Raw genomic sequence first — 25,421 nt, 5'->3', positions numbered from 1 at the left:
TCCCCTGACGGTTGGACCATGCCGGCGCATCGGTGCGGATCGCCGCGCGCAGCTTGGCCGAGCGGGCGCGCGGGTTGATCGCGCTCTCGTCTTCGGTCGCGGCCTGCGCGCCCTTGAACTTCAGCGTGAAGGTCGGCTGGCGCGGATCAACCGCCACCGGCGCGTGACGCGAGCCCGCCGGCGTATTGCCGGTGCGCTCGGTCAGGAAGTTTTTGACGATACGGTCTTCCAGCGAATGGAAAGTCACCACGACCAGACGTCCACCGGGTGCCAGCTTGGCCTCGGCAGCCTCCAGGCCGCGCTCCAGTTCGCCCAGTTCGTCATTCACCGCGATCCGCAGCGCCTGAAAAGTACGCGTGGCCGGATGGATAGCCGCGCCACGGCGACCGCCCAGAGCCTTCTCGACCACTTCGGCCAGATCCAGCGTGCGGGTGAACGGCTGCTCTGTACGGCGACGCAGGATGGCGGTCGCTACACGACCGGCCTGACGCTCTTCGCCATACAGTTTGATGATGTGGGCCAGCGGGCCATGGTCCCACGTATTGACGATGTCCGCTGCCGTTTCGCCGGTATCGGCCATGCGCATGTCCAGCGGACCGTCACGCATGAAAGAGAAGCCACGCTCGGCTTGGTCCAGCTGCATCGACGAGACACCGATGTCGAACACGGCACCATCCAGCTTGGCCTTGCCGCTTTGTTCGAAAGCGCTGTCCAGATCGCCGAACGGGGTCTGGATCAGTTGGAAGCGGTCGCCGAACTCGGCTTTGACAGCCTCGGCGTGAACCTGAACGGTCGGGTCGCGGTCGAGACCGATAACCTCTGCGCCTGTCGCCAGAATGGCGCGGGTGTATCCACCAGCGCCAAAGGTCGCATCGATGATCACATCGCCGGGCTTGGGCTCCAGCGCGGCCAGAACTTCGGCCAGCATGACGGACAGGTGAGGCTTGTCACTCATTGACCGCCCCCTGCCAGTTTCATCTGGGCATCCAGCTTAGCCTTGCCGATTTGGGCCAGACCTTCCTTGGCCAGACGGCGCTGCTCGGCGCGGCGCTCCATCCACTTGTCCTTGGCCCAGATCTGGAAACGGTCGTTCAGGCCAACGATGACCACATCGCCCGACAGGCCCGCTTCGAGGCACAGGTGTTCCGGCAGGGTGATACGGCCACCGCTGTCGTACGACAGGCGAACCTGCTCACCCATGACCTGCCATTCCAGCGCCGAACGCTCGGCTGAGCCGAACGGCAGGGACTGGATCATCTCGTTATAGACGGCAAACAGATGCTCGCCCCCCGCTTCCAGACAGTCAGCTTCGATGGAGGGGAACAGGAAGACGCCGTGCTCGGCACCGTTTTCGGCCGTGCGGAAGTCGCCTGGAATGAGCAGGCGGCGCTTCGCGTCCAATTGTTTCTCATATGTCGAGAGAAACACGCCCTGTCCCAATCGAGCCCGTCGGCCCGTCCCTGCGTCTTCGGCGGGCCTCACAAAGCGTGCGCCCTACAGCCGATCAGATCAGTTTCTGGGATATCATGGGATGAAATGGGCCTCAATGGGATGAAGCGGGCTGTTTAACTAAGTTTTCATCTTGGCGGTGGACAAGAAGGCCCGCAAATCAAGAACATACACAGAACGCTCCACCTGTGGGCAAACTGTGTCCAATCGTGATTTCCGATACGCAGACAAGGCCTTAGCAAAGGGCTTTGCCACGAAACGGCCACGATTGAGCCCGTGGTGTCAGCCTATCCCATCAAGGTAAATAAAATTTCGATTTTCTGGGCCGCCCATCCCATTTCCGAAGCTTGGCCGGAGGCGACGTCCCATTTCGTCCCATAGGCCACGCGGCGGTGGCGGGTGATCCCATTTCAGCCTGCGGACGATAATGCCAGACGGTCTATAAGCCGGGTTTTGTCCCACCAAGGTGGTGACGATCATTCCTCTAGGCCACCCATTGCTGAGCGGCTCTCGCGACCTACCCGGACGTCCGGGGCGGTGAACCCTGCGGGCGAACCCGCGCGACGTCCCTATTTGGTCTTGCTCCAGGCGAGGTTTACCTTGCCATCTTCGTTACCGAAGACGCGGTGGGCTCTTACCCCACCCTTTCACCCTTACCCCGACGGATCGAGGCGGTTTGCTTTCTGTGGCACTGTCTCTCGGGTCACCCCGGGCGGGCGTTACCCGCCGCCTTTTCACCGTGGAGCCCGGACTTTCCTCGGCAGGGGCTAAGCCCTGACGCGACCGTCCGACCGTCTGGCGCGGTTCCAGTGCCGCGTTCCGGCACTCAGGTCAATGAGGCGATGCGATAAAGATCAGTCCAGAACGCCGGTGACGCTCTCGACGCTGGCCAGTTGCAGCAGGCCGACAAGGCGGGCGCGGGTCTCTCCGTCGGCGATGCCGTCCACGCGGTGCTGGCGCCAGTGGCGCTGGAAGGCGGTGACGGTTTTGACGGTTTCCTCGTCATACTCGCCGCCCGGCGCGATGGGATAGCCCAGACGGTGAAGGCCCGAACGAAGGACCAGAACGCCCAGCCCCTCATCACCCGGTTGCAGCGGCGCACCCAGCGCCTTTACCCGCTCGGCAGCGGGCTCGAACCACAGGCCGTGCCCCTCGCCTGCCAGACGTTTCCACGGGAACAATTCGCCGGGGTCATCCTTGCGGGTGGGTGCCATGTCGGAATGGCCGATGATGCGGCTGTCGGGAATGGTCCAGCGGCTGCGGATATCGGCGACCAGCGCGACGACCGACGCCATCTGGGGCTCGGGGAATGGACGATAGCCGAACTCATGGCCCGGATTGACGATTTCGATGCCGATGGAGGCGGTGTTGACGTCGTCGGTGCCCTGCCATGCGCCACGGCCAGCGTGCCACGCGCGGCGCTCTTCGGGCACCAGACGGAAGATGCGGCCATCTTCCTCGACCAGATAGTGTGACGACACCTTGGCCTCGGGATCGCGCAGACGCACCAGCGCCGCCTCTCCGGTCTGCATGCCGGTGTAGTGAAGGACCAGAATGTCAGGGAGGACCCGACGCTCGTCAAAATTCGGGGACGGGGCCTCGATGAACTCCATAGTCAGTCCGCAGCCTTACTGGCTGTTGCGCTCCCAACCATAGGCCACCCAGGTGTCGCCCACCTTTTGCGCGTCGATCACGCCTTCATCGGCTTGCTTTTGGGCCGCACGCATCTGGCGCGCGCGACGGGCGCGGAAGGCAAAACCGGCAAAGAACAGCAGCACGCTGCCGATCAGGGCAATGGCAGCCACAGCCGCCGCCGTCAGAATCGCCAGCGCCGCACCGACAAACAGAGCGACGGCCGTCGCGATCACTCCACCCAGCCACATGAACGGGCCGAGAATACCGCCACCGGCGCGACGGCGCGAGGCGAAGGAGATCTGCGCAACGGGATCGGACTGGATCATTAAAATCAAAGCCTCTGTCAGCGCGGGGAGAGCGCTTGGTCTGTAATGTCGTCCGCCGAAGCTGAACGGTCAATGACCTGCGACATCACAGACCGGTCAGCGTTTCAGAATGCAGGTTGTTCCGCCAAGACGGAATGTCCCTGCTCGCGCAGACGCTGGGTCTGCACGCGGGTGATCAGGCTTTGGGCTGCCGGATCGTTCATGATCCGACCCATGCCGACCAGCGCCTGAGCCGCCTGCGAAGAGGTACCAAAGGCCGAGGCCAAGGCTTCCCACGGGGTTTGCGGGGCCGGGAAATATTTCAGGCGAACATGTTCAGCCGACGGAATCTCGGCCAGCTGGCGCGCCTTGGCGACAGCCTCGGTCACACCGCCCATCTGGTCCACCAGACCCAATTCCAGAGCCTGCGCCCCAGTCCAGACGCGGCCACGCGCGATTTCGCGCACGCGATCCACCGGCAGATTGCGACCCTTGGCCACGCGGGCCACGAACTGTTCGTAGATCAGGTCCATCGACGCCGCCACGGCGGCGCGCTCTTCGGGGCTGAAACCTTCCATGGTGTTGTAGGCATCAGCGAACTGGCCCCCGACCGACAGGCGGCGGGTGTCCACACCAAAGCGAGACAGGGCGTCCGCAAAGGCGATCTTGCCGCCATAGACACCAATCGAACCTGTCAGCGTGGTGGGCTGGGCTACGATCCAGTCGGCTTCAGACGAAATCCAGTAGCCACCTGAAGCGGCATAGGCCCCCATGGACACGACCACCGGCTTGCCAGCCGCCTTGGCTGCGCGCAGGGCGGCCAGAATCTGCTCGGACGCATCGGGCGAGCCGCCCGGTGAGGAGACGCGGAACACGATGGCCTTCACGTCCTTGTCGTCCACCGCCTTATAAAGCGAGCGCGCCAGGTCGTCGGATCGGATTTCCGTAGCCGAGCCGAACGGCGAGTTGCTGCCGCCACGACCCGTCATGATAGCCCCCTCTCCGCTGACGATGGCGATGGTGGACTTGGCGTTGGAACCGGTCGCCGAGCGCAGGCCCTTCATGCTGGCGTATTCGCCGAATTTGACGATTTTGGCGTCCTTGCCCGCCTTTTCACGGGCGGCGGCCTCGGCCTCTTCGACCTGACCGATACGGTCCACCAGCTTCAGCTCGACGGCGCGTTCCGACGTATAGGGGCCGCCCTCGATGATCGCCTTCAGCGACTGGGCGGTCATATCGCGATCGGCGGCGATAGAGCTGAGCGCGTTTTCGTGGATGGAGTTCATCCAGGCCAGCATCGCCTCGCGGTGCGGGGCGGTATAGTCGGACTGGGTGAACTCGTTCACCGCATTCTTGTATTCATAGCGCTGCTCGAAATCGGCGGTCACGCCATACTTCTGGAGCGCGCGACCGAGAAACAGGCTCTCGCTCGACAGGCCCGTGGCCTGGAACGACGAAGTGTTCTGCATCCACAGTTCATCCGCCGACGATGCCACCATGTAGGACGACACCACCGCACCGGCAGGAAGGAAGCCCTGACTGTGGGCGATCACGGTTTTGCCCGACTTGCGGAAGCGCTGGATGGCCTGACGGATTTCATCGGCATAGGCCGGGGTCATCCCCATCTCGGGGGCGCGAACCAGCAGCACCTTGACGCTGCTGTCCTGCTCGGCCTGAGCCAGAGTATCCACCACCTGCATCACCGAGGTGCTGTCGCCAAACATGGCAAACGGATTGGTGGGCGTCTGGTCGGTCAGACCATTGCGCAGGTCCAGTTCCAGAACCGTGTGCGACGGGGTTGTCGGCTTTGCGGCACCGGCAGCGGCCATCAGTATGATCAGGCCCACCACCGGCAGGATGACGAAAAAGGTGACGAGCCCGGCAAAGACGCCAAGCATGGTCAGAAAGAACTGTTTCATAAATCGTCCGTTTGGTGCCGAAACCCCAGAGAGACATCAGCTATACCCGCCGCAAAAGGCCGCGTCCAAATCTTCCATGCGGCAAAAACGCCGGTGACTGTCTCCAACCACCGGCGTTCTAGATTTTTTATGGCGAACGAATGTTAGCGTTCCAGACTGTAAACGCCCGTGATGTTTACGCGCACGCTCAGTTCACCGGCCGCGACCGGGGTAGAGGCTTCGGCCATGGCCGCGCGGGCAAACATCGGACGCGGCTCGGGCACATAACCACCGCTCTCGGTCAGATTGCGGATGCTGCCCAGCGGCTTGCCCAGAGCCTGAGCATAGAGGGCAGCCTTGGCTTGCAACGACTGAACGGCCAGTTGGCGGGCCTGATCCTCGGCGGCGCGCGGGTCGCGCAGACCGAACTCGACGCCTTCGATCTGGTTCACGCCCGCGCCGACGACAGAATCGACGGTCGTGCCCAGCTTGGCCAGATCATAGACATTCACCGTTACGCGGTTCGAAGCCTGATAGCCCCGCAGGCGCGGCGACTGGTTCTCGACGTAATCATACTGCGCCTGAAGGTTCAGGCCAGATGTCTGTACATCACGCTCGGCGATGCCCGCACGGCGCAGCGCCTGCATGACCTGCGTCATCTGGCGGGCGTTGGCGGCCATGGCTTCTTGCGCCGTCGCATGTTCGGTGACGACGCCAAAGCTCAAGCTAGCCATATCCGGAGCCACCTTCACCTCTCCGGACGCCGACAGGTTCAGGGTAGGCGAACGACTCATCATGTGGGGCCTCGACGCGGATTGATCCTGAGCAGCAGCAGGCAAGGCGGTGACAGGCAGAATGGCCACAGCCAGGGCCGAACCCAGCATCAGGCGCTTGGCAGCAGATTTCATCGTTTGCGTCTCCGTTAAGGGGCACGGACTCAATGCCGAACCTTGATTGCCTACAGTGAACGCGCGACCATGAGCGCAGTGCCAACATTTGCGTCAGGCCTTATTCATCCTGCCGCCTGAAATCGGTCACCTTCCCTCTTTGCTTCTCGCAAATCCGCTGCTAGGCAACGCATCCCTGCGAAAGCATGCTTCGGGGGCGTGTAGCTCAATGGTTAGAGCCGACCGCTCATAACGGTCTGGTTGGGGGTTCGAGTCCCTCCACGCCTACCACCCCATTATTTCTCGATTGATTGCGTTTCACTGACACCCATCCTGCTCAACAGGTAGTGTCAACGAAGGGCCATAATCAGGCGGGGGAGGCTCATTCCGTCGCCGATTGCCGCCACATCACCGACGTGCTCCTATCCACTGCTAATGGAGGGGACATGACGACACATCCGGCTACCGTCACCGAGGCGCCATTCAGTCCTAAGCTGAAGGTCTATTTCTTTCTGTCGGGCGCTCTGACCCTGATCGTGACCGTGGTGGGCATATTGGTTTTGCCTCTGTGGCTCGTAGCCGGAACCTGGTGGGCGGATCGCTATTACAGAAGCCTGAAGCTTCACATCACTGACCGCAGCGTCGTGATCGCCAAGGGCGTGTTCTTCAAACAGGAACTGACCATTCCGATGGACAAGATCCAGGACATCTCGATCCGCGAAGGACCGCTGTTGTCCAAGTTCGGCCTGCTGGGCCTGCGTATCGAGACGGCGGGTCAACGCAATGCCGCCACAGGAAAGTCGGACGCCGATCTGCTGGGCGTGATCGATGCCCGTCAGGTGCGCGATATGATCCTTGCGCGTCGCGATGCGCTGGCCAATGGCGACAAGCCGTCCGCCACGGGCGACAGCACGCTGAGCCTGCTGGGCGAAATTCGGGACAGCCTGAAACGCATTGAAGCGAAGCTGAACTGAGCCATCCTTAAATAAAGCCCGGTCCAGCCGCCCGGCTTTTTCGTATGTGATAGCCGTCGCCCCTTTCCTCGGCGGCGCATGCGCCTATGTTCAGCCCCTCTCAAGCTTGAAGTACATCCATGTCCTATATTGCCCGCGATGACCGCCCTGCCGACAAGGCCGAACGCTATGCCGAGGTCGAGGCCGAGATTCTGGCCGTGCTGGAGGGTGAAACCAATCTGACGGCCAAGATGGCGACCGTGTCATCCATGCTGAGCGACGCGTTCGAGGCTTTTTTCTGGACGGGCTTCTATGTGGTCGATTCGTTGAAGGAAAACGAACTGGTCGTCGGACCGTACCAGGGTACGCTTGGCTGTTTGCGCATTCCGTTCGCGCGCGGCGTCTGCGGGGCTGCCGCGCGTGAGGGCAAGACCCAGCTGGTCGAGGATGTGCATGCGTTTGAAGGGCACATCGCCTGCGACAGCCGTTCCCAAAGCGAAATCGTGGTGCCGGTGTTCGGTGCCGACAGAAAGCTGATCGCCGTGCTGGACGTGGATGCTACCGAAAAAGCCGCCTTCGACGCCGTCGATCAGGAATGGCTGGAGCGTCTGATGGCCAAGGTATTTGGCTGATCATGCGGATCGGGGTGGACTTTGGCGGGACGAAGATCGAGGTCGCAGCCGTCGATGACGCTGGCGGCTTTGCCGCCCGTATCCGCCAGCCCAACCCCGGCAGCTATGACGGCGCGCTGGAGACGGTAAAGTCTCTGGTCGCCGAGGTAGAGGCCAAGGCCGGTCCGGCGCGCTCTATCGGTCTGGCCATTCCGGGATCACCCTCGCCGCTGACGGGGCTGATCCGCAATGCCAACAGCCAGTATCTGAATGGCCGCCCGTTTCAGGCTGATCTGCAACAGTATCTGGGCCGCCCTGTGCGGCTAGCCAATGATGCCAACTGTCTGGCTCTGTCCGAAGCCGTGGATGGCGCGGGCGAAGGGCACGCTTCTGTCTATGCCGTCATTCTGGGCACAGGCTGCGGGGCCGGTCTGGTCATCGATGGCAAACTGGTCGAGGGCCGTCACGGCGTGGCCGCGGAAATGGGTCACAACCCGCTGCCATGGCCCACGCTGGACGAGGTGCCCGGCCCTGTGTGCTGGTGCGGACAGTCCAACTGTCTGGAGAACTGGATTTCCGGCACCGGCTTTGCCCGCGCCCACCGCGAGGCGACAGGCCGTGACTGGACCTGCGAGCAGATCACCGACGCCCTGAGATCGGGCGACCCCGCTGCCCGCCAACAGATGGACCTGCTGCGCGACCGCGTGGCGCGGGCGCTGGCCGCCGTGGTCAATCTGGTTGATCCGGAGATCATCGTGCTGGGCGGCGGCTTGTCCAACATCCCCGAGCTTTATGACGGACTGGACCACTTGGTCGCCAGCCGTGTGTTCTCCGATATCTGGAACGCCGCCGTGGTGCCTGCGCGATGGGGCGATAGTTCCGGCGTACGCGGGGCCGCTCGCCTCTGGGACTAAGGGCGGCTATGGTCGACGCTCCATCTTCAGCGAGTGTCCGATGAAAGTCCGCAGCGTCCTGTATCTGCCCGCCAGCAACCCGCGCGCTATCAAAAAGGCGCGTACACTGGATTGCGATGTGGCGGTGCTGGACCTTGAGGACGCCGTCGCGCCCGAAGCCAAGGCCGATGCCCGTGTCGCCGCCATCCAAGCTGCCGTCGCCGGTGGGTTTGGCCCCAAGCTGGCGGTCCGTATTAATGCGCTGGACACCCCTTGGGCCGAAGAGGATCTCCAAGCCCTGAAGGACGCGCCCGTTTCCCTGATCGTCGCGCCCAAGATCGAAGACGACCAGCAGGTAAAGGCCATCAGCGACGTGCTGCGCCTCGACCAACAGCTGTGGGCCATGGTGGAGACGCCCAAGGCTCTGGTGGACCTGAAAGATATCGCCTCTGCGGGCGGTGTGCTGTCGGGCCTGATGCTGGGCGTGAATGATCTGGCCAAGGAAATGAAGACAGGCCCAAGCCCCGACCGCGAGCCATTCAAGCCTTGGCTGGCCGCCGTAGTCGCCCATGCCCGCGCCAACAGGCTGGTCGCCATCGACGGCGTGTTCAACCGCATCAAGGACGAGGATGGCTTTGCCGCCGAGGCCGCGCAGGGTCGCCTTTACGGTTTTGATGGCAAAAGCCTGATCCACCCGTCCCAAATCGCGCCCGCCAATGCCGCCTTTGGCCCCTCGCCCGCCGAAATCGAATGGGCGCAAAAGGTCGTCGCGGCATTTGATAGGCCCGAGTCCGAGGGCCAAGGCGTCATCCGTCTGGAAGGGGAAATGGTCGAGCGGTTGCATCTGGAACAGGCCAAGGCGTTGCTGGCCGACCTGTGATTGCCCACAGGGTGTTGCGCGGAACATATAGCTATGGCGACAGCCGCCGCCTAAACAAAACCCATGATGGAAACTGCCCCCGCTGACGTATCGCGCCGCCCTAAGGCCTGGGTCTGTGCGCCGGGGGTATTGAAGGTGCCGCATCTGGCGACCTTCGTGGCCGACTATGCCATCCTGAAGCTGCCATCTGCGGATGTGGATGTGGTGATGGGCTGGGGCCTGAAACCGTCCAGCCGCGTGGGCCGCGCATGGGCACAGAAGAACAACAAACCCTATGTGGCGCTGGAAGACGGCTTTCTGCGCTCTGTCGGATTAGGCGAGAGCGGTGCAACCAGCCTCAGTGTCGTGGTCGATGATCTCGGCATCTATTATGACGCCACCCGCCCCAGCCGTCTTGAAGCCCTGATCGAGACCGCGCCGCAATGGTGCGACGAGGCCATGGCCGCCCGCGCCCGCGCCCTGATCGACCGCATGGTCCAGACGCGGATTTCCAAGACCAATATGGGCGTGGTGCTGGACGCCTTTGTGCTGGAAAACCGCCCGCGCGTGCTGGTGGTGGATCAGACCTATGGTGACGCCTCTATCGCCTATGGAATGGCGACCGAGGCGCGGTTTGCCGAAATGCTGGACGCCGCCCGCACCGAACACCCCGGTGCCCAGATCATCGTCAAACGCCACCCTGCCGTGGCCGCAGGCCGCAAGCAGGGCTGCATCCCCGCCGACCAGCTGGCGGGCGTGACCCTCATCGACACCGATGTGCGCCCTGCCGAGCTGCTGGACGCGGTGGATGCGGTCTATGTGGTGACATCGGCGCTGGGGTTCGAGGCCCTGCTGCGCGGCAAGCCCGTCCGCTGTTTCGGAGCGCCCTTCTATTCAGGCTGGGGCCTGACGCAGGACACGGTGCTGACGGGCCGCAGAGGCCAGCCGCGCACGGTCGAGCAGGTCGTGGCCGCCGCCATGATCCGCTACACCCGCTATGTCGATCCGGTGACGGGCAAGGCTTGCGAGGCCGAACAGGCGCTGGAGCGGCTGATTGCCTTGCGCGACCGTGCCGACCGTCTGGCCGGTCATTGGTCCGCCGTCGGGTTCGCCCCTGCCAAGCGCCCGCCGGTGCGCCGTCTGTTGAACAGCCCCAAGGGCACTGTCCGCTATTTCTGGCGATCCAGCGCCGCACTGGCCGACGCGCGTCTGAACAACGGCAAGCTGATCTGGTGGGCAGGCAAGGAGAACCCGATCATCCGCGCCGCCGCCGATTCCTATGACGGCCCGACCGTGCGGATGGAGGACGGCTTTATCCGCTCGCGCGGTCTGGGGTCGGACTTCTTCGGGGCCCTGTCGGTGGCTCTGGACGATCAGGGCGTCTACTACGACCCGTCGGCGCCGAGCCGGTTGGAAAGCCTGATAGCAAGCAACAACCGGTCGCCGCGCCAACTGGAGCGGGCCCGTCTGTTACGCGATGCGGTCGTGGGAGCGGGCCTGTCGAAATACAATATCAAGGGCAGCGCCCTGCCCGCCGACTGGCCCAAGGACAAACCGATCCTGTTGGTGGTCGGTCAGGTCGAGAACGACAAATCCATCCTGACCGGATGCGGTGACATCCGCACCAACTCCGGCTTGGTCAAGGCCGCCCGCGCCGATTATCCCGACGCCTTCCTGATCTATCGCAACCACCCCGACGTCACCTCGGGCAACCGTCCGGGTCTGCTGGATGCGGCGGCGATGGAGGAAGTGGACGCCGTGGCCGACGATATGGATATCATCGACTGTCTGAACGCCTGTGATCGCTTGGCCACCCTGACGTCGCTGTCGGGGTTCGAGGCCCTGATGCGCGGCAAGGCCGTCAGCGTCTATGGCCGCCCCTTCTATGCCGGATGGGGCCTGACCGATGACCGGATGACCTTTGAACGGCGCGGTCGACAGATCAGTCTCGATGAGCTGATCCACGCCGCCCTGATCGACTATCCGATCTATGTCACGCCCGAAGGCTGGCCGTGCGAGGCAGAGGATCTGGTTCGCCTGTTGATTGCCGCGCGCGACACGCCCCTGCCCGCCCCGCCGCGCGGCCGGATCAATCGTTGGTGGCGCGGAATACAAGCAAGCCTCGACCGCAGCGCTCCACCGTCCTATTGATAGACTCAAACATTTAGAGAAGCCCGCTCGCCTGACGGACAGAAGTTCGCCGCAAACACCGGACAAGACCTGTAACTAACGGGTCACCCGGCCCAGCGAACCGCGCCACCGAGCGTGAGGAAGAAACGAAGTGCACAAAGCCGTCATCGCCGCCACCGGCCTTTACACCCCCGAGCAGTCGATTTCTAACGACGAGCTAGTCGAGACCTATAACGCCTGGGTCGACCAGTGGAACGCGGCCAATGCCGCCGCCATCGAAGCCGGTGAAGTCGAGCCCAAGGCCCACTCCTCCAGCGCCTTCATCGAAAAAGCATCGGGCATCAAGAGCCGCTATGTGATGGACAAGGAAGGCATTCTTGATCCGTCACGCATGGCCCCGCGCCTGCCTTCCCGGGGCAATGACGAAATCTCGGTGCTGGCCGAAATGGCGGTCAGGGCCGCCGAAGACGCCATCAAACGCTGGGGCAAGCCGGTCAGCGAGATCGGTGCCGTGATCTGCGCTGCCTCCAACATGCAGCGCGCGTATCCGGCCATGGCCATTGAGGTTCAGCAGGCGCTGGGTATCGACGGCTTTGCCTTCGACATGAATGTGGCCTGCTCCTCTGCCACCTTTGGCATCAAGACGGCAGCTGATTTTGTGGCCTCCGGCTCGGCCAAGGCCGTGCTGATGGTCAATCCGGAAATCTGCTCGGCCCATCTCAACTTCAAGGACCGCGACAGCCACTTCATCTTTGGTGATGTGGCCACTGCCGTCATCGTCGAGAGCGAAGCGACCGCCGCGCCGGGGGGCTGGGCGATTCTGGGCACGAACCTCAAGACCCAGTTTTCCAACAATATCCGCAATAATTTCGGCTTCCTGAACCGCACCCACCTGCCGACCGACACCGCCGAGCCGATTCCGTCTGACGGCCTGACCGACAAGCTGTTCGTCCAGCAGGGTCGCAAGGTGTTCAAGGAAGTGGTGCCGATGGTCTCGGAGATGATTGTCGACGAAGCCGCCAAGCTGAATATCGACCCGACCAGCCTGAAACGCCTGTGGCTGCATCAGGCCAACATCAATATGAACCACCTGATCGGAAAGCGCGTCCTGGGCCGCGAACCGACGGCGGAAGAGAACGTGATCATCCTTGATGACTACGCCAACACCTCCTCGGCCGGGTCGATCATTGCCTTCCACCTGCACAATGATGGTTTCGCCTCTGGCGAGAAGGGCATCATCTGCAGCTTTGGCGCGGGCTATTCCGCCGGTACGGTGTTTGTTGAAAAACGGGGATAATTCGGCAGCAAGCGTCTCAATTTGAATGAGTCGCTTGCACTGTTCGGATTTTTTTGCAATCCCTAGTCACTGAATTTTATCGGGGTTGGGATCCGGTAATGACTATGGCTAAAGCGACCACTTCGCCGTGGACGGATCGCCTGGACGATCCGCTGGCGCACGACATTGCATTGGTGCTGCACCGCATGGGCGGTTCGGCCCATCAGGATATGGTGATCAACTGCGTGGCCGCGATGAAGCGTCAACGCGGCGAATCCGTCACGCAGGATCTGAAGTCGAAAATCATCGAGGCCTTTGAACGGTATCGTGACTTCTTCATCCGTCCGTTCGGCGAAGGCTCCTTGCGTTGGGCACTGGCTCCCGACCTGCTGCACAGCCACTAACGGGCATCAGACAACAATAAGGCCCGCCTCTTTTCCAGAGGCGGGCCTTTGTCGTTTTTCAGACCGTCAGGTCTTAGAAGCGACGGACGTAGTTGACGCTGTAGGCATCAAGGCTGTCACGGTCGCCCTTGAACTCACGCCGGGTCCAGTCGGCACGGATGCCGTTGTCTTCGTTCAGCTTGAACTCGGCACCAGCGCCGTACGACCAGTGATCACCACCCTCGTCGGTGCTGACACCAGCCAGTTCACGCTTCATTTCGGTGTGGCCATAGCCACCGCGAGCGAAGACTTCAAAGTTCTCGCCGACCGGAACCTTGCCGACGACGTAACCAGCGGCGTCCCATTCGTGCTTCAGGGTGCCGTCTTGACCCAGAACCGAGAAGTCCTTGTCTTTAACGCCCACGCCGACTTCGGCTTCCAGCGCCAGATAGCGGTTCAGTTCAACACCCATGCGGCCTTGAACCGCGCCGGTGTAGCTGTCTTCCAGATAGCTATAGCCCAGCGAGCCATAGCCACGGGCTTCGTCCATGCTCCACGGCGAGCTGTTCGATTGGGCCAGAGCCGGGGTAGCAGCAACGGCGGCCACAGCGGCCAGCATCATGATCTTACGCATTACAAAACTCCTGTTTCGCCATCCCTGACGCGCATCGCGCGGGGGACGGCCACTGGTCGCGGGGGAGGAAGGACAGGCGGCGGACCAGCCACGCCGCCTGTCAGATCATCACGTCCTTAGAAACGACGGACGTAGGACACCGAATAGACGTCCACTTCGCCAGCGTCGCTGTCGGTGAAGTCACGACGGGTCCAGTCGCCACGGATGCCGTTCTGGGCATCGAAGTAGAAGTTGGCACCGGCACCGTAGTTCCAGCTGTCGCCGTCAGCGGTGCGCGACAGACCACCCAGTTCCGACTTGATCTTGCTGTAGCCGTAGCCACCGCGAGCGAACAGTTCGAACTGGTCGTTGATCGGCAGGGTGCCGACCACATAGGCCGCCACGTCATAGTCGTGCTTTACCGAGCCCTCGACGCCCAGAACGGTGAAGTCATCGTCCTTCACGCCGACCGAAGCTTCACCTTCAACGCCGAAGTTCGGGTTGAACTTGGCACCGAAACGGCCGGTAATCGCGCCGAGGTCGCCATCCGACTGGTCCAGTTGCGAGTAACCGAGGTTACCGTAATAGACTGGGCCATTTACGTAGGCTGCCGGCGAGGTTTGAGCCATAGCGGCACCGCCGAAAGCAACGGTAGCAAGTGCGCCAGTAGCAATCAGGAACTTACGCATATTTAATGTCTCCTTGCTGGAATTGAACTCAAAGCGAACACGCCTTGCGTCCCAGCTCGCAAACAAAACGGCTGCCCTGTTCCCGCGTTCCCTGCCCATTTACATAAGCGTCATCACTGTGCATTTAAAAACACACACGACGTTCTGCCAATTGGGGCGGTTTTTGGAAATAAAAAAGGCGGCCACTAGGGCCGCCTTCTTATTAATACTTTAGGGTCGCCTTAGCGGTCTTTTTCGCGGGCAACACCGGACTTGGCGACCAGAGCCGCCTGCGCCGCCGCCAGACGGGCGATCGGCACGCGGTACGGCGAGCAGGATACGTAATCCAGACCCACTTCCTCGCAGAAAGCGATCGACGCCGGATCACCGCCGTGTTCGCCACAAATGCCCATCTTCATGCCCGGACGCTGTGCGTGACCGCGTTCCTCGGCAATACGGATCAGATCCCCTACGCCGCTCGTGTCGAGGCGGACGAACGGGTCGTTCTCGAAGATGCCCTTGTCCATATAGGCCTGCAGGAAGCGGCCCGAGTCATCGCGGCTGATACCGAAGGTGGTCTGGGTCAGGTCGTTGGTGCCGAACGAGAAGAACTCGGCGTGCTCGGCCAGATCACCGGCGCGCAGAGCCGCACGCGGCAGTTCGACCATGGTGCCGACCAGATATTCAACGCTGTCGCCAGCCTCTGCGAACACGGCCTTGGCGGTGTTGTCGGTCAGCTCGCGCAGGTACTTCATCTCGAGGCCGAGAGCGACCAGCGGGTGCATGATTTCGGGGATCGGTGCCTCGCCAGTGTTCTTCTTGACCTCCAGAGCGGCCTCCAGCACCGCACGCACCTGCATCTCGTAGATTTCCGGATAGGCCACACCCAGACGGCAGCCACGGTGGCCGAGCATCGGGTTGGTTTCCTGAAGGTCCTTGGCGCGGATCTTCAGCTTCTCGGCATCCAGTCCTTGCGAAGCGGCCAGTGCGTCGATTTCAGCGTCCGTGTGCGGGATGAACTCGTGCAGCGGCGGGTCAAGCAGACGCACCGTCACCGGCAGGCCCGACATGATGGTGAACAGCTCCACGAAGTCGGACTTCTGGAACGGCGCGATCTTGGCCAGCGCGGCACGGCGACCGGCTTCGTCGTCCGACAGGATCATTTCGCGCACAGCGGCGATACGGGTTTCGTCGAAGAACATGTGCTCGGTGCGGCACAGACCGATGCCCTCGGCACCGAAGCCGCGCGCGGTCTTAGCATCCAGCGGAGTTTCGGCATTGGCGCGGACCTTAAGGCGGCGCACCTCATCGGCCCAGCCCATCAGGGTCTGGAAGTCGCCCGTCAGTTCCGGCTCGATCATCTGGACGGCACCGTCAAGGACTTCGCCCTTGGCACCGTCGATGGTGATGACTTCGCCGGCCCTGAAGGTGCGGCCACGCACGGTGAAGGTGCCCGACTTGTCGTCGATGCGGATTTCGCCCGCGCCCGAGACGCACGGACGGCCCATGCCACGCGCCACCACGGCGGCGTGCGAGGTCATGCCACCGCGAGCGGTGACGATGCCGCGCGCGGCATGCATGCCATGGATGTCTTCCGGCGAGGTTTCGTCACGCACCAGAATGACGGCATCGCCGTTCTGGGCGGCGCGCTCGGCCTCGTCGGCGTCGAATACGATCTTGCCCGTGGCCGCGCCCGGCGAGGCCGGCAGGCCGTTGGCGATGACCTTACGCTCGGCCTTCGGGTCGATGGTCGGGTGCAGCAGTTGGTCCAGCGCAGCCGGTTCAACGCGCGACACAGCTTCCTCGTGCGAGATCACGCCCTCGGACGCCAGTTCAACAGCGATCTTCAGCGCCGACTTGGCGGTGCGCTTGCCGTTGCGGGTTTGCAGCATCCACAGACGGCCCTGCTCGACCGTGAACTCGATGTCCTGCATGTCGCGGTAGTGGCTTTCCAGACGGCCGACCACGTCGACGAACTGGTTGAACACTTCCGGCATAGCCTCCTCCATCGAGGGAGCGGTTTCGCCCATTTCCTCGCGGCCAGCCTTGGTCAGGGATTGCGGGGTGCGGATACCGGCCACCACGTCTTCGCCCTGGGCGTTGATCAGGAACTCGCCGTACAGCTTGTTCTCGCCGGTTGACGGGTTGCGGGTAAAGGCCACGCCGGTGGCGCTGGTTTCACCCATGTTGCCGAACACCATCGACTGCACGTTGACGGCGGTGCCCCAGCTTTCGGGGATGTCGTGCATACGGCGATAGAATTTCGCGCGGTCGTTCATCCACGACTCGAACACGGCACCGACAGCGCCCCACAGTTGGGCGTGCGGATCCTGCGGGAAGGCCTTGCCCAGCTCGCGCTCGACCAGCGCCTTATAGTCGGCGACGACCTTTTCCCAGTTCTCGGCAGTCAGCTCGGTATCGACCGAAACGCCCAGACGTTCCTTGTGCTGGTCCAGCACTTCCTCGAAGTGGTCGTGACCAAGGCCAAGCACCACGTTCGAATACATGGCGATGAAGCGACGGTAGCTGTCGTAGGCGAAGCGACGGTCACCCGACAGCTTGGCCAGACCTTCGACGGTTTCGTCGTTCAGGCCCAGGTTCAGCACGGTGTCCATCATGCCCGGCATCGAGGCGCGTGCGCCCGAACGGACCGAGACCAGCAGCGGGTTCTCTACCGAACCAAAGGTCTTACCGACCACGCCTTCGACCTTAGCCAGCGCCTCGGCAACCTGCGCTTGCAGATCAGCCGGATAGGTTTCGCCGTTGGCGTAGTAATAGGTGCAGACTTCCGTGGTGATGGTGAAACCCGGAGGGACCGGAAGCCCCAGAGAAGACATCTCGGCGAGGTTTGCACCCTTGCCCCCGAGAAGGTTCTTCATCGATGCATCGCCGTCAGCCGAGCCGCCGCCGAAACCGTACACCCACTTGGTCATATCGCCGTTCCTAGGTCGTGGTCGTCGCACAGGGTATATGAGAATCCTGTGTTTCGAGCGCCTCTCTATCGCGCTGCACCTGCGAAGGCCACAGTTAGCCAGTCACAATCCGTGATGGGTTGTAGCAATTTCTCGAAATTTTATTCGTAGCCGCATGGAAACGCGCGCCCGAAACGCAAAACGGCACCACTGGGGTGCCGTTCGCGTCAGGATTGTCGGGACCGTTCCGGACTAGCCTGCGATCTGACCGAAGTCGGCCACGCGGCCCATCACTTCACGGACCTGAACCAGCAGTTTGAGGCGGTTGTCGCGCTCTTCTGCCACGTCCGAGTTGACCATGACGCCGGTGAAGAAGGCATCGACCGGAGCGCGAAGCTGGGCCAGTGCCGTCATGGCGGCGGCGAAGTCTTCGGTCTTAAGGGCAGCGTCCACAGCGGCATCCGCCGTTGCTGCGGCGTTGGCCAGAGCGATTTCTTCGGCAGGCTGGTTGGCCATAGAGGTCGAAACCTCGCCCGACGGCAGAGCGCCCTTCTTCTCCTCGGCCTTGAGGATGTTGGAGGCACGCTTGTAACCGGCCAGCAGGTTGGCACCGTCGTCGGTGGCGAGGAAGCCCGACAGGGCCTCGACGCGCGACACGATACGCACCAGATCGTCATCACCCAGCGCGAACACAGCCGCCACAAGGTCGTGACGCTGGCCTTGGTCACGCAGCAGGACGGTCAGACGGTCAGCGAAGAAGGCGACAAGCTCTTCCGTCGCTGCGCCAGCGCCCGACAGCAGCGAACGCAACGAGGCGCGGACATTGTTGTCGAGGATCAGACGAATAACGCCCAGAGCCGCACGGCGAAGAGCGTACGGGTCTTTCGAGCCGGTCGGCTTCTCGTCAATCGCGAAGAAGCCCGACAGGGTGTCGATCTTGTCGGCCAGTGCAATCGCGACGGTCAGCGGTGCGGTCGGCACGCTATCCGACGGGCCTTGCGGCTGGTAGTGGTCGCGGATGGCGTCGGCGATGGCGTCCGGCTGGCCAGCGAGGCGGGCGTAATAGCCACCCATGATGCCTTGCAGTTCAGGGAACTCGCCGACCATGCCCGAAGCCAGATCGGCCTTGGACAGACGCGCGGCCTTTTCAGCCTCGCCCGCATCTGCACCGACCAGCGGCGCGATCTCGGCGGCCAGTTTGGCGATACGCTCGACGCGGTCGGCCATCGTGCCCAGCTTGGCGTGGAAAGTGACTCCCGACAGCTTGGCGTTCCAAGCGTCGAAGCCGACCTTCTGGTCTTCTTCCCAGAAGAACACACCGTCGCTCAGACGGGCCGACAGAACCTTAGAGTTACCGGCAGCCAGAGCCTTGCCGCCATCGGCAGCTTCAACGTTGGCGACAACGACATAGTGCGGAGCGAGGCCTTCAGCGCCCGGCGTGCGGACGGCGAAATACTTCTGGTGCACCTTCATCGACAGACGAACGACTTCCGGCGGCAGAGCGAGGAAGGCGGGGTCCATGTCACCAAGGATCGGGGTCGGCCATTCGGCCAGACCAGCCACCTCGTCCAGCAGGCCGATGTCATCGACCAGTTCCAGACCCTTGGCGGCGCAGACGGCCTTGGCGCCTTCCAGCACCTTGGCCTTGCGGTCCTCGAACGACAGAACGACGAAGTTGCGCTCCAGCTTGGTGCGGTAGTCGGCGAAGTCGGTGACTTCGAACGGCTGGCCCGAACCCATGAAGCGGTGGCCTTCGGTCACGTTCGACGCGACGATCTTGCGGCCTTCACCACCGATGGTGCTGCCGAGGTCCAGCGCATAGGGGATCACTGCGCCATCAAACAGGGCGATGATGCGGTGGATCGGACGAACCCAGCGGAAGCTGCCCGAGCCCCAACGCTGGGACTTCGGCCACGCCATGGTGCGGAAGATGGTTTCCAGAGTTTCGGCCACAAACTCGGTCGTGGCGCGGCCCTTCTGCGAAACCTGCGCGTAATAGATGCCGTCACGCTCGACCAGTTGGTCCTGCGTCAGGCCGGTCTTTCGCAGGAAGCCTTCCAGCGCCTGAGCCGGAGCCGAGGTTTTGGGACCTTTCAGCTCTTCGTTCAAGTCCGGCGTTGCCACCGGCAGGCCTTCGACCACCAGCGTCAGGCGGCGCGGGCCGCCATAGGTGGTCAGGCTGTCCCACGTCAGGCCTGCCTTTTTAAACGCGTCCGACGCGATGCGTTCCAAATCACGCGCCCCGCCCTGCTGCATGCGGGCCGGGATTTCTTCGGAGAAGATTTCAATAAGAAGCTGGGACATGATCAGGCGTTTTTCGCTTCGGCAGCCGCTTCTTCGCGGCGCTCTTGTTCGACTTGGGCGGTGGCGCAGGCCTTACACAGGTCGCGGATGCGGCCGATATAGGATTGGCGCTCAGCCACGGCGATAGCACCGCGTGCGTCCATCAGGTTGAACAGGTGCGAGGCTTTGAGAACCTGATCATAGGCCGGCAGAACCAGCGGTTGGCCTTGCGGGCCCTTCATGGCCAGCAGGCGCGAGGCTTCGGCTTCCATGTCCTCGAAGCGGCGCTTCAGACCGGCAACGTCATAGCCGTGGAAGTTCGCTTCCGACTGCTGGCGCTCGTTCTCGAGGAAGACTTCGCCATAGGTCAGGCCTTCCTTGTTGAACTTCAGGTCATAGACGTTGTCGACGCCCTGAACATACATGGCCAGACGTTCCAGACCGTAGGTCAGCTCGCCCGAGACGACGTCGACCTCGATACCGCCCACGCCTTGGAAATAGGTGAACTGCGTGACTTCCATGCCGTCACACCAGACTTCCCAGCCCAGACCCCATGCGCCGACGGTCGGGTTTTCCCAGTCGTCCTCGACGAAGCGGATGTCGTGAAGGCTGGGGTCGATGCCGATGGCGCGCAGGGAGTTGAGATACAGCTCCTGCAGGTTGTCAGGGTTCGGCTTCAGAATGACCTGATACTGGTAATAGTGCTGCAGGCGGTTCGGGTTTTCACCGTAACGGCCATCGCCCGGACGACGCGACGGCTGAACATAGGCAGCCTTCCACGGCTTCTTGCCCAACGCGCGCAGGACTGTGGCGGGGTGCAGGGTGCCCGCGCCCACCTCGATGTCATACGGCTGCAAAATCGCGCAGCCTTGCTCGCTCCAATATTGGTGCAGGGTCAGGATCAGGTCCTGAAACGAAAGAGGTTCAGATGCGGCCACGGTCGACATTCAGTGCGATTTCGGGAGGCGCGGACCATAAGCCCCTCGCCCTGTCGCGGCAAGGCAAGGCAGGCCTTCATTTTCCCGCAATCATCGTTGCGTTAAACGAGCGTTGCTATGAAAGAACGTCTGGACCAGTTTCGCCGCCGTGCCGCCCGCTATCTGGGGCGCGATACCGTGCGCGTGGGGGGCGGTCGCGGGGTGTTGAGCCTCAGCTTTGACGACTTCCCCAAGAGCGCGTGGGAGCTGGCCGGGCCGATCCTGAAGGATCAAGGCGTGCATGCCACCTATTATGTGGCGGGAGGCCTGTGCGACGGCACCAATATCGGCAAGGTCCAGTTTTCAGAGCGTGACCTGCAAGAGGCCCATGCGGCGGGCCACGAGATAGGGTGTCACACCTTTTCCCACGTCAGCGCGTTGCGGCTGGACAAGGCGGGGCTGGCTGCCGAACTGGATCGCAATGCCGCTTGGGTGGCCGAGCGGCTGGACGGGCACCGGATGACGCACTTCGCCTATCCGTTCGGTGATGTGTCGGTATCGGCCAAGGCGGTGACAGGCGCGCGCTTCAAACACGCCCGCAGCGTGCGCGATGGCGTGAACCATGGCCCGTCGGACCGCAACAACCTGCTGGCGATCGGCATGGAGAGCCGTCGCCTGCCCCATTATGATCTCAAGGCGCTGATGGCCCAGACAGCCGAGACCGGCGGCTGGCTGATCGCCTATGGCCATGATGTTGAGCCGGACCCGACACCCTATGGCTGCACCGAACAGGATCTGGTGCGGGTCATCACTCTGGCACGTCAGGCAGGGCTGGACATCCTGCCGGTCGGGGCAGCAGGCCAGCGAATGATCGGCTAGATCAGGCCCGACCGCTCGGCCCATTGGATCAGCGAACGGCGCGGCCATGCGATGACATAGCTGCACGGCACGTATTGGCCCAACTCGATCAGGGCACGGCGGGTCGGAGACTTGGCCGAGGCCCGCTCCGTATGTATCGGGTGCGGCCCTTGGTGGATCGAGAAAGCCCCGTTGGCCAAGGGCATCTGCCGCAGATAGGCCAGACGCGGACTGACCTCTTCCAGCTGTGGGTCATAAAACCAGCTGGAGCCGATAGCTCCGGCCAGATGGGGACGGGTTTTCAGGATGGCGGCGGCGTGGGCCCACATCTTTTCCCAGCCTTCGGGGTTGAAGTCGGCCAGTTCGCGCGAGTCCGTGTGGTTTTCCAGCCAACAGCCCCAGCCGCGCGTTCCCAGCCAGCCGAATACAGGGGCGATGCCATGCCCCTTGGCCGCATTCATTACCACCTGACGCGGGCCCAGTGGCGAGGACAGGTCCAGCACCACCGTCCGGTTGGCCGGAACGCTGAGCCCCAGCACAAACCGCACATCCTTGGACCAGAAGTCCTGATCGTAACGGTCGGCATCGCTGTTCAGAAAGTCGATCAGCCGGTCCGTCCATGCCGGATACAGGGCCATGATCTGCGGCGGCAGGTTCATCGCATCCAGCCGCGCGGGCAAGGTCTGCGCCCAGCGCGCCAGCAGGCCGCGACGCAAGGCAAAGGTGGCAGGATCGCTGCACGGCGTGCCGATCACCTGATCCACCCGCTTGGCGCACAGTTCAAAATCCCAGTGCGGAGCGACCTCGATGGCCGCTGTCTCGGCCTCGGGCAAAAGTTGCGCCAGACGCTCGCGGTCGTGTGGCGACAGGCGGTCGAGAATGGCGGTTAGCGCATGGATTTGCGGCAGCGTCAGGCTTTTCATAACCGCGTTCTAACGCCGTGCCGCTTGCGATACGGTTAAGTTATACCGCGCCCAACACCACAGGCCTCACCCACCAGTCCACGCGGTCCAGCATCAGGGTCGCGCCAATAGCCTCTTCGCGGGTTTCAAACAGGCCAAAGACCGTGGCCCCCGAGCCTGACATGCGCGCCAATCGGCAGCCGGGCACCAAACGCATAACCTCCAGCCCCTCGGCAATATCGGGGGTGACAGCCAGTGCGGGGGCTTCCAGATCGTTGCGCTGGGCCGACAGCCAGTCGATCACAGCGTCAAAGCTGGCAAAGTCCGGCTCGGCGGGGCGATCCGCCCGCCCGACCGGCGCGCTGTCATAGGCACGGTAAACCGCCCCTGTCGGGGACGGCAGGCCCGTATTCAGCAGGACGGCGTGCAGCGGCGGCAGGCGCGGCATGTCCTCCAGCACCTCGCCCACGCCAGAGGCATAGGCCGTGCGGGCGCGCAGACACATCGGTCCATCGGCCCCGACAGCACGCGAGACCTCTTCCAGTGCGGCCTCGTCCAGCGACAGGTTTAACAGTTGGGCCGTGGCGCGAATGGCGGCTCCGGCATCAGATGACCCGCCGCCCAAACCGGCCGCGATGGGCAGGCGTTTGTCCAGAAACACCGACACGGGCGGATCACCGATTCCAGCGGCTGCACCCAGAGCGCGTAGGCCCTTAAGGACCAGATTGTCCCCCTCGCCTGCCAGCGCGGCCCCGAACGGGCCACCGACAGTCAGGGCCAGATGGTCCGACGCCTCGACCGTCACGCGGTCGCCCACATCGGCAAAGGCCACAAGGCTTTCCAGCGGGTGATAGCCGTCTTCACGCACCGCACCGACGTGCAGAAACAGATTGATCTTGGCGGGAGCCAAAACCGTCAGGGTCGTCTCGGTCATGTCAGGCTCAGTCCGCCAGTTCGACGGTCGGCGTGGTTACGGTAGCCGGTTCGCGGCCCAGGCGCTCGCGCAGCTTGGCCTCGACCTCGGCGCGGCGCTCGTCATCGACCTCCAGCGTCAGCACGCGCTCCCACTGAAAGCCCGCCTCGCGCTGGCGGCCCACGGCCCAATAAGCATCGCCAAGGTGATCGTTGATCTCGGCGTTGGCCGGTTCCTTGGCAACCGCCTGTTCCAGATTTTCGAGCGCCTGTTCCAATTGGCCCTGTTTGAACTGAGCCCATCCGAGCGAGTCCTGGATGTTGCCATCCTGTGGATCAGCGGCAAAGGCGCGGGCGATCAGGGAGGCCCCTTCCTCGACCCGGCGACCGGAGTCGACCCACAGATAGCCGAGGTAGTTCAGCACCGTCGGATTATTGGGTTGGCCTTGATAGGCATTCCACAGTTCGGCTTCGGCCTCGTCGACACGGCCCAGCGACTCATAGGCCGCGCCGCGCAGGAAGCGGACCTCATAGCCCTGTTGGGCATGGTTCAGGACCGGACCGTCCAGTACCTGAAGCGCCTCTTCATAGCGCTTCATCTTGATCAACTGGCTGGCCAGCGCGAATTGGTAAGCCGCCTCCTGGGGCCGAGCCTGTGCGGCCAGACGATATTCGGCCAAGGCCTCTTCGTCGCGGTCGGCCTTGTCAAAGCTGGCGGCACGCTGTGCGCGGGCCGAGGCATAGAAGGCCGGCGGGTTTTCAGGCACCTCTGCCAGCGCCGCACGACCGGCTGTATCCAGACCGCCGTTGATCAGCGACTGGCCGATGACCAGCTGGGTCTGGGTCTGCGGGACGATGGACTGGGCCAGACGCGCATAGACAGCAGCGAACTCATGGGCGCGCTGGGCGATCATCTGGTCGGCAGCGGTGCGCAGCGACATGGCCACGCCTTCGCGATAACGCAGAGGGGCGGGAGCTCGGCCCTTGGCCTCAACGCGGGCCTTGGCCTCGATAATACGCGCATCAGCCTGATTGGCAGCAACGGCGGCTTCATAGATGGCCAGCGCCTCGTCACGGCGACCACGGCGCTCCAGAAACTCGCCATAGGGAAGACGGAACAGGGCACCGGCCGCGGCGTGCGCGACCAATTCCTTCCACTCGGCATCGGCCTCGTCGTGGCGGCGGCGGATTTCCAGCAGGCGGGCGCGATTGCTGCGCGCCACCAGAATGCTGATCGGGTCGAAATCGGCAGGCGGGGCGGCCAACGCGCGGTCCCAGTCACCGGCCTCTGCGGCGATCCACACCTGCGCATAGACGGCGGCGCGGTCGTGCGGCAGACCGACAGGATTATCGCGCAGATAGGCGTTGGCGCGGCGTGCGCCCTCAAGCTTATAGGTCTGGATGCCCTTCACCAGACGCCCTGCCTCGACGATGACCGGCGACAGGCTGGCATCGTCCGGAGCAATACGGGCGGCGAACTCCAGATCACCGGCCAGAATGGCACCGGTAAAGGCCTGTTCGCGCAGGCGCGGCTGTTCGGGCGTCAACTGATAGGCGCGGCGCAGCTGTTCTGCCCCCACCGCAGTCTCTCCGCGCGACAGGGCATAGCGTCCGGCCAGAAAACGGCCAAATCCGCTGATGCCCTCTTCATCGGTCGGGATCGGGGCCCAGACCGACGGGATGGCCACCACCTCTTCGGCAGCGTCTTCGGGCAGCTCGGTACCTGCGGGCTCTCCGTCCTCGCCCTCTTCGGGAGCGGGGGCGATGATGATGTGCGGCACGGGGCGGACCGCATCCTCGTCCAGCGGCACTTCCTGCGCGGTGTGGGCCGGAATCGTCGCCTCGCCCTCGCGTTCGGGCTGCGGCGCCTCCTGTGCCACAGCCGAAGAAGCCAGGGCCGTCGCCGCCATCACGGACGCCAGCGAGGTCGACAAAAGCAGGGAGCGCATCGGTATCATGCGCGGACCCTTCACGTTTTCTCGCCGCGCGGCAAGGGCTTCGCGGTGGGCGGATGTAAAAAAGGAGGCGCTGCGAACTCGCAACGCCTCCTCCAAAACCTTCAAACCCTACAGGGCCT

22 protein-coding genes, 1 tRNA gene and 1 other RNA gene are annotated in these 25,421 nt (G+C 63.1%); 9 read left to right on the top strand and 15 right to left on the bottom strand.

Translation table 11 applies throughout. From position 1 onward, the window contains the following. The 7 genes from rsmH to B3B04_RS09140 form a co-directional block, all read right to left on the bottom strand. Positions 1-955 (bottom strand): 16S rRNA (cytosine(1402)-N(4))-methyltransferase RsmH (gene rsmH, locus B3B04_RS09170; RefSeq protein ID WP_292042118.1); only part of this gene is annotated, 955 nt, incomplete at its 3' end. Continuing rightward, positions 952-1,428: a division/cell wall cluster transcriptional repressor MraZ gene (locus B3B04_RS09165; protein ID WP_292042116.1), complete on the bottom strand. Its 477-nt coding sequence runs from the start codon at positions 1,426-1,428 to the stop codon at positions 952-954. The genes rsmH and B3B04_RS09165, both read right to left, overlap by 4 nt. Positions 1,429-1,875: 447 nt before the next feature. Then, an RNA gene (gene rnpB / locus B3B04_RS09160) (RNase P RNA component class A) lies at positions 1,876-2,248 on the bottom strand. Positions 2,249-2,303: 55 nt separating this feature from the next. Then, on the bottom strand, positions 2,304-3,062 hold the full coding sequence (locus tag B3B04_RS09155; protein ID WP_292042115.1) for an N-acetylmuramoyl-L-alanine amidase: 759 nt from the start codon (positions 3,060-3,062) through the stop codon (positions 2,304-2,306). Between the two features lie 15 nt (positions 3,063-3,077). Next, positions 3,078-3,410: a hypothetical protein gene (locus B3B04_RS09150; RefSeq protein WP_292042113.1), complete on the bottom strand. Its 333-nt coding sequence runs from the start codon at positions 3,408-3,410 to the stop codon at positions 3,078-3,080. 104 nt (positions 3,411-3,514) lie between these two features. Further along, on the bottom strand, positions 3,515-5,308 hold the full coding sequence (gene sppA / locus B3B04_RS09145; RefSeq protein WP_292042111.1) for a signal peptide peptidase SppA: 1,794 nt from the start codon (positions 5,306-5,308) through the stop codon (positions 3,515-3,517). 143 nt (positions 5,309-5,451) lie between these two features. Beyond that, on the bottom strand, positions 5,452-6,195 hold the full coding sequence (locus B3B04_RS09140; RefSeq protein WP_292042110.1) for an SIMPL domain-containing protein: 744 nt from the start codon (positions 6,193-6,195) through the stop codon (positions 5,452-5,454). A gap of 194 nt (positions 6,196-6,389) precedes the next feature. Here B3B04_RS09140 and B3B04_RS09135 point away from each other — a divergent pair. The 8 genes from B3B04_RS09135 to B3B04_RS09100 all read left to right on the top strand — a co-directional run bounded on the left by B3B04_RS09135 (position 6,390) and on the right by B3B04_RS09100 (position 13,300). After that, positions 6,390-6,465: transfer RNA gene (locus B3B04_RS09135), tRNA-Ile, on the top strand. A 155-nt stretch (positions 6,466-6,620) separates the two neighbouring features. Continuing rightward, the gene (locus B3B04_RS09130; RefSeq protein WP_292042109.1) at positions 6,621-7,148 is read left to right on the top strand and encodes a PH domain-containing protein; all 528 of its coding nucleotides are present in this window, start codon (positions 6,621-6,623) and stop codon (positions 7,146-7,148) included. 119 nt (positions 7,149-7,267) lie between these two features. Then, positions 7,268-7,759 carry a GAF domain-containing protein gene (locus B3B04_RS09125; protein WP_292042108.1) on the top strand — a complete coding sequence of 164 codons (492 nt, stop codon included), beginning with the start codon at positions 7,268-7,270 and terminating at the stop codon, positions 7,757-7,759. Then, complete coding sequence (locus tag B3B04_RS09120; protein ID WP_292042130.1) at positions 7,759-8,652, top strand: ROK family protein; 894 nt, start codon at positions 7,759-7,761, stop codon at positions 8,650-8,652. The genes B3B04_RS09125 and B3B04_RS09120 overlap by 1 nt, the downstream gene beginning before the upstream one ends. A gap of 40 nt (positions 8,653-8,692) precedes the next feature. Next, a complete protein-coding gene (locus B3B04_RS09115; RefSeq protein ID WP_292042106.1) occupies positions 8,693-9,511 on the top strand; it encodes an HpcH/HpaI aldolase/citrate lyase family protein in 819 nt (272 codons plus the stop codon). A gap of 63 nt (positions 9,512-9,574) precedes the next feature. Then, positions 9,575-11,641, top strand: a complete 2,067-nt coding sequence (locus tag B3B04_RS09110) for a capsular polysaccharide biosynthesis protein (protein ID WP_292042105.1) — start codon at positions 9,575-9,577, stop codon at positions 11,639-11,641. Between the two features lie 130 nt (positions 11,642-11,771). Beyond that, entirely contained in the window at positions 11,772-12,917 is a 1,146-nt protein-coding gene (locus B3B04_RS09105) for a beta-ketoacyl-ACP synthase III (RefSeq protein WP_292042104.1), read from the top strand. Positions 12,918-13,015: 98 nt separating this feature from the next. Beyond that, entirely contained in the window at positions 13,016-13,300 is a 285-nt protein-coding gene (locus B3B04_RS09100; RefSeq protein ID WP_292042102.1) for a hypothetical protein, read from the top strand. A gap of 73 nt (positions 13,301-13,373) precedes the next feature. On the opposite strand, the gene B3B04_RS09095 is transcribed toward B3B04_RS09100, so the two are convergent. The 5 genes from B3B04_RS09095 to B3B04_RS09075 form a co-directional block, all read right to left on the bottom strand. After that, positions 13,374-13,913 carry a porin family protein gene (locus B3B04_RS09095; protein ID WP_292042101.1) on the bottom strand — a complete coding sequence of 180 codons (540 nt, stop codon included), beginning with the start codon at positions 13,911-13,913 and terminating at the stop codon, positions 13,374-13,376. 116 nt (positions 13,914-14,029) lie between these two features. After that, positions 14,030-14,581, bottom strand: a complete 552-nt coding sequence (locus B3B04_RS09090; RefSeq protein ID WP_292042099.1) for a porin family protein — start codon at positions 14,579-14,581, stop codon at positions 14,030-14,032. Positions 14,582-14,802: 221 nt separating this feature from the next. Further along, positions 14,803-17,493 carry a pyruvate, phosphate dikinase gene (gene ppdK / locus B3B04_RS09085; protein ID WP_292042098.1) on the bottom strand — a complete coding sequence of 897 codons (2,691 nt, stop codon included), beginning with the start codon at positions 17,491-17,493 and terminating at the stop codon, positions 14,803-14,805. A gap of 231 nt (positions 17,494-17,724) precedes the next feature. Beyond that, positions 17,725-19,776 carry a glycine--tRNA ligase subunit beta gene (gene glyS, locus B3B04_RS09080; RefSeq protein WP_292042097.1) on the bottom strand — a complete coding sequence of 684 codons (2,052 nt, stop codon included), beginning with the start codon at positions 19,774-19,776 and terminating at the stop codon, positions 17,725-17,727. A 2-nt stretch (positions 19,777-19,778) separates the two neighbouring features. Continuing rightward, positions 19,779-20,702, bottom strand: a complete 924-nt coding sequence (locus B3B04_RS09075; protein WP_409516055.1) for a glycine--tRNA ligase subunit alpha — start codon at positions 20,700-20,702, stop codon at positions 19,779-19,781. Positions 20,703-20,810: 108 nt separating this feature from the next. On the opposite strand from B3B04_RS09075, the gene B3B04_RS09070 reads away from it, so the two are divergent. Next, positions 20,811-21,551 carry a polysaccharide deacetylase family protein gene (locus tag B3B04_RS09070; protein ID WP_292042095.1) on the top strand — a complete coding sequence of 247 codons (741 nt, stop codon included), beginning with the start codon at positions 20,811-20,813 and terminating at the stop codon, positions 21,549-21,551. Here the strand turns inward: B3B04_RS09070 and B3B04_RS09065 are convergent. The 3 genes from B3B04_RS09065 to B3B04_RS09055 are packed head-to-tail and all read right to left on the bottom strand — an operon-like array spanning position 21,548 to position 25,302. Continuing rightward, positions 21,548-22,453, bottom strand: a complete 906-nt coding sequence (locus tag B3B04_RS09065) for a hypothetical protein (RefSeq protein ID WP_292042094.1) — start codon at positions 22,451-22,453, stop codon at positions 21,548-21,550. The genes B3B04_RS09070 and B3B04_RS09065 overlap by 4 nt on opposite strands. A 40-nt stretch (positions 22,454-22,493) precedes the next feature. Continuing rightward, entirely contained in the window at positions 22,494-23,366 is an 873-nt protein-coding gene (locus tag B3B04_RS09060; RefSeq protein WP_292042093.1) for a 4-(cytidine 5'-diphospho)-2-C-methyl-D-erythritol kinase, read from the bottom strand. Positions 23,367-23,373: 7 nt separating this feature from the next. Continuing rightward, the gene (locus B3B04_RS09055) at positions 23,374-25,302 is read right to left on the bottom strand and encodes a tetratricopeptide repeat protein (RefSeq protein ID WP_292042092.1); all 1,929 of its coding nucleotides are present in this window, start codon (positions 25,300-25,302) and stop codon (positions 23,374-23,376) included. Positions 25,303-25,421: the final 119 nt, after the last annotated feature.

It is taken from the genome of Brevundimonas sp. UBA5713, assembly GCF_002419815.1.
Classification (GTDB): Bacteria; Pseudomonadota; Alphaproteobacteria; order Caulobacterales; family Caulobacteraceae; genus Brevundimonas.
Note: the sequence above shows the minus strand (reverse complement) of the source record. Positions and strands in the feature narration are given on the sequence as shown.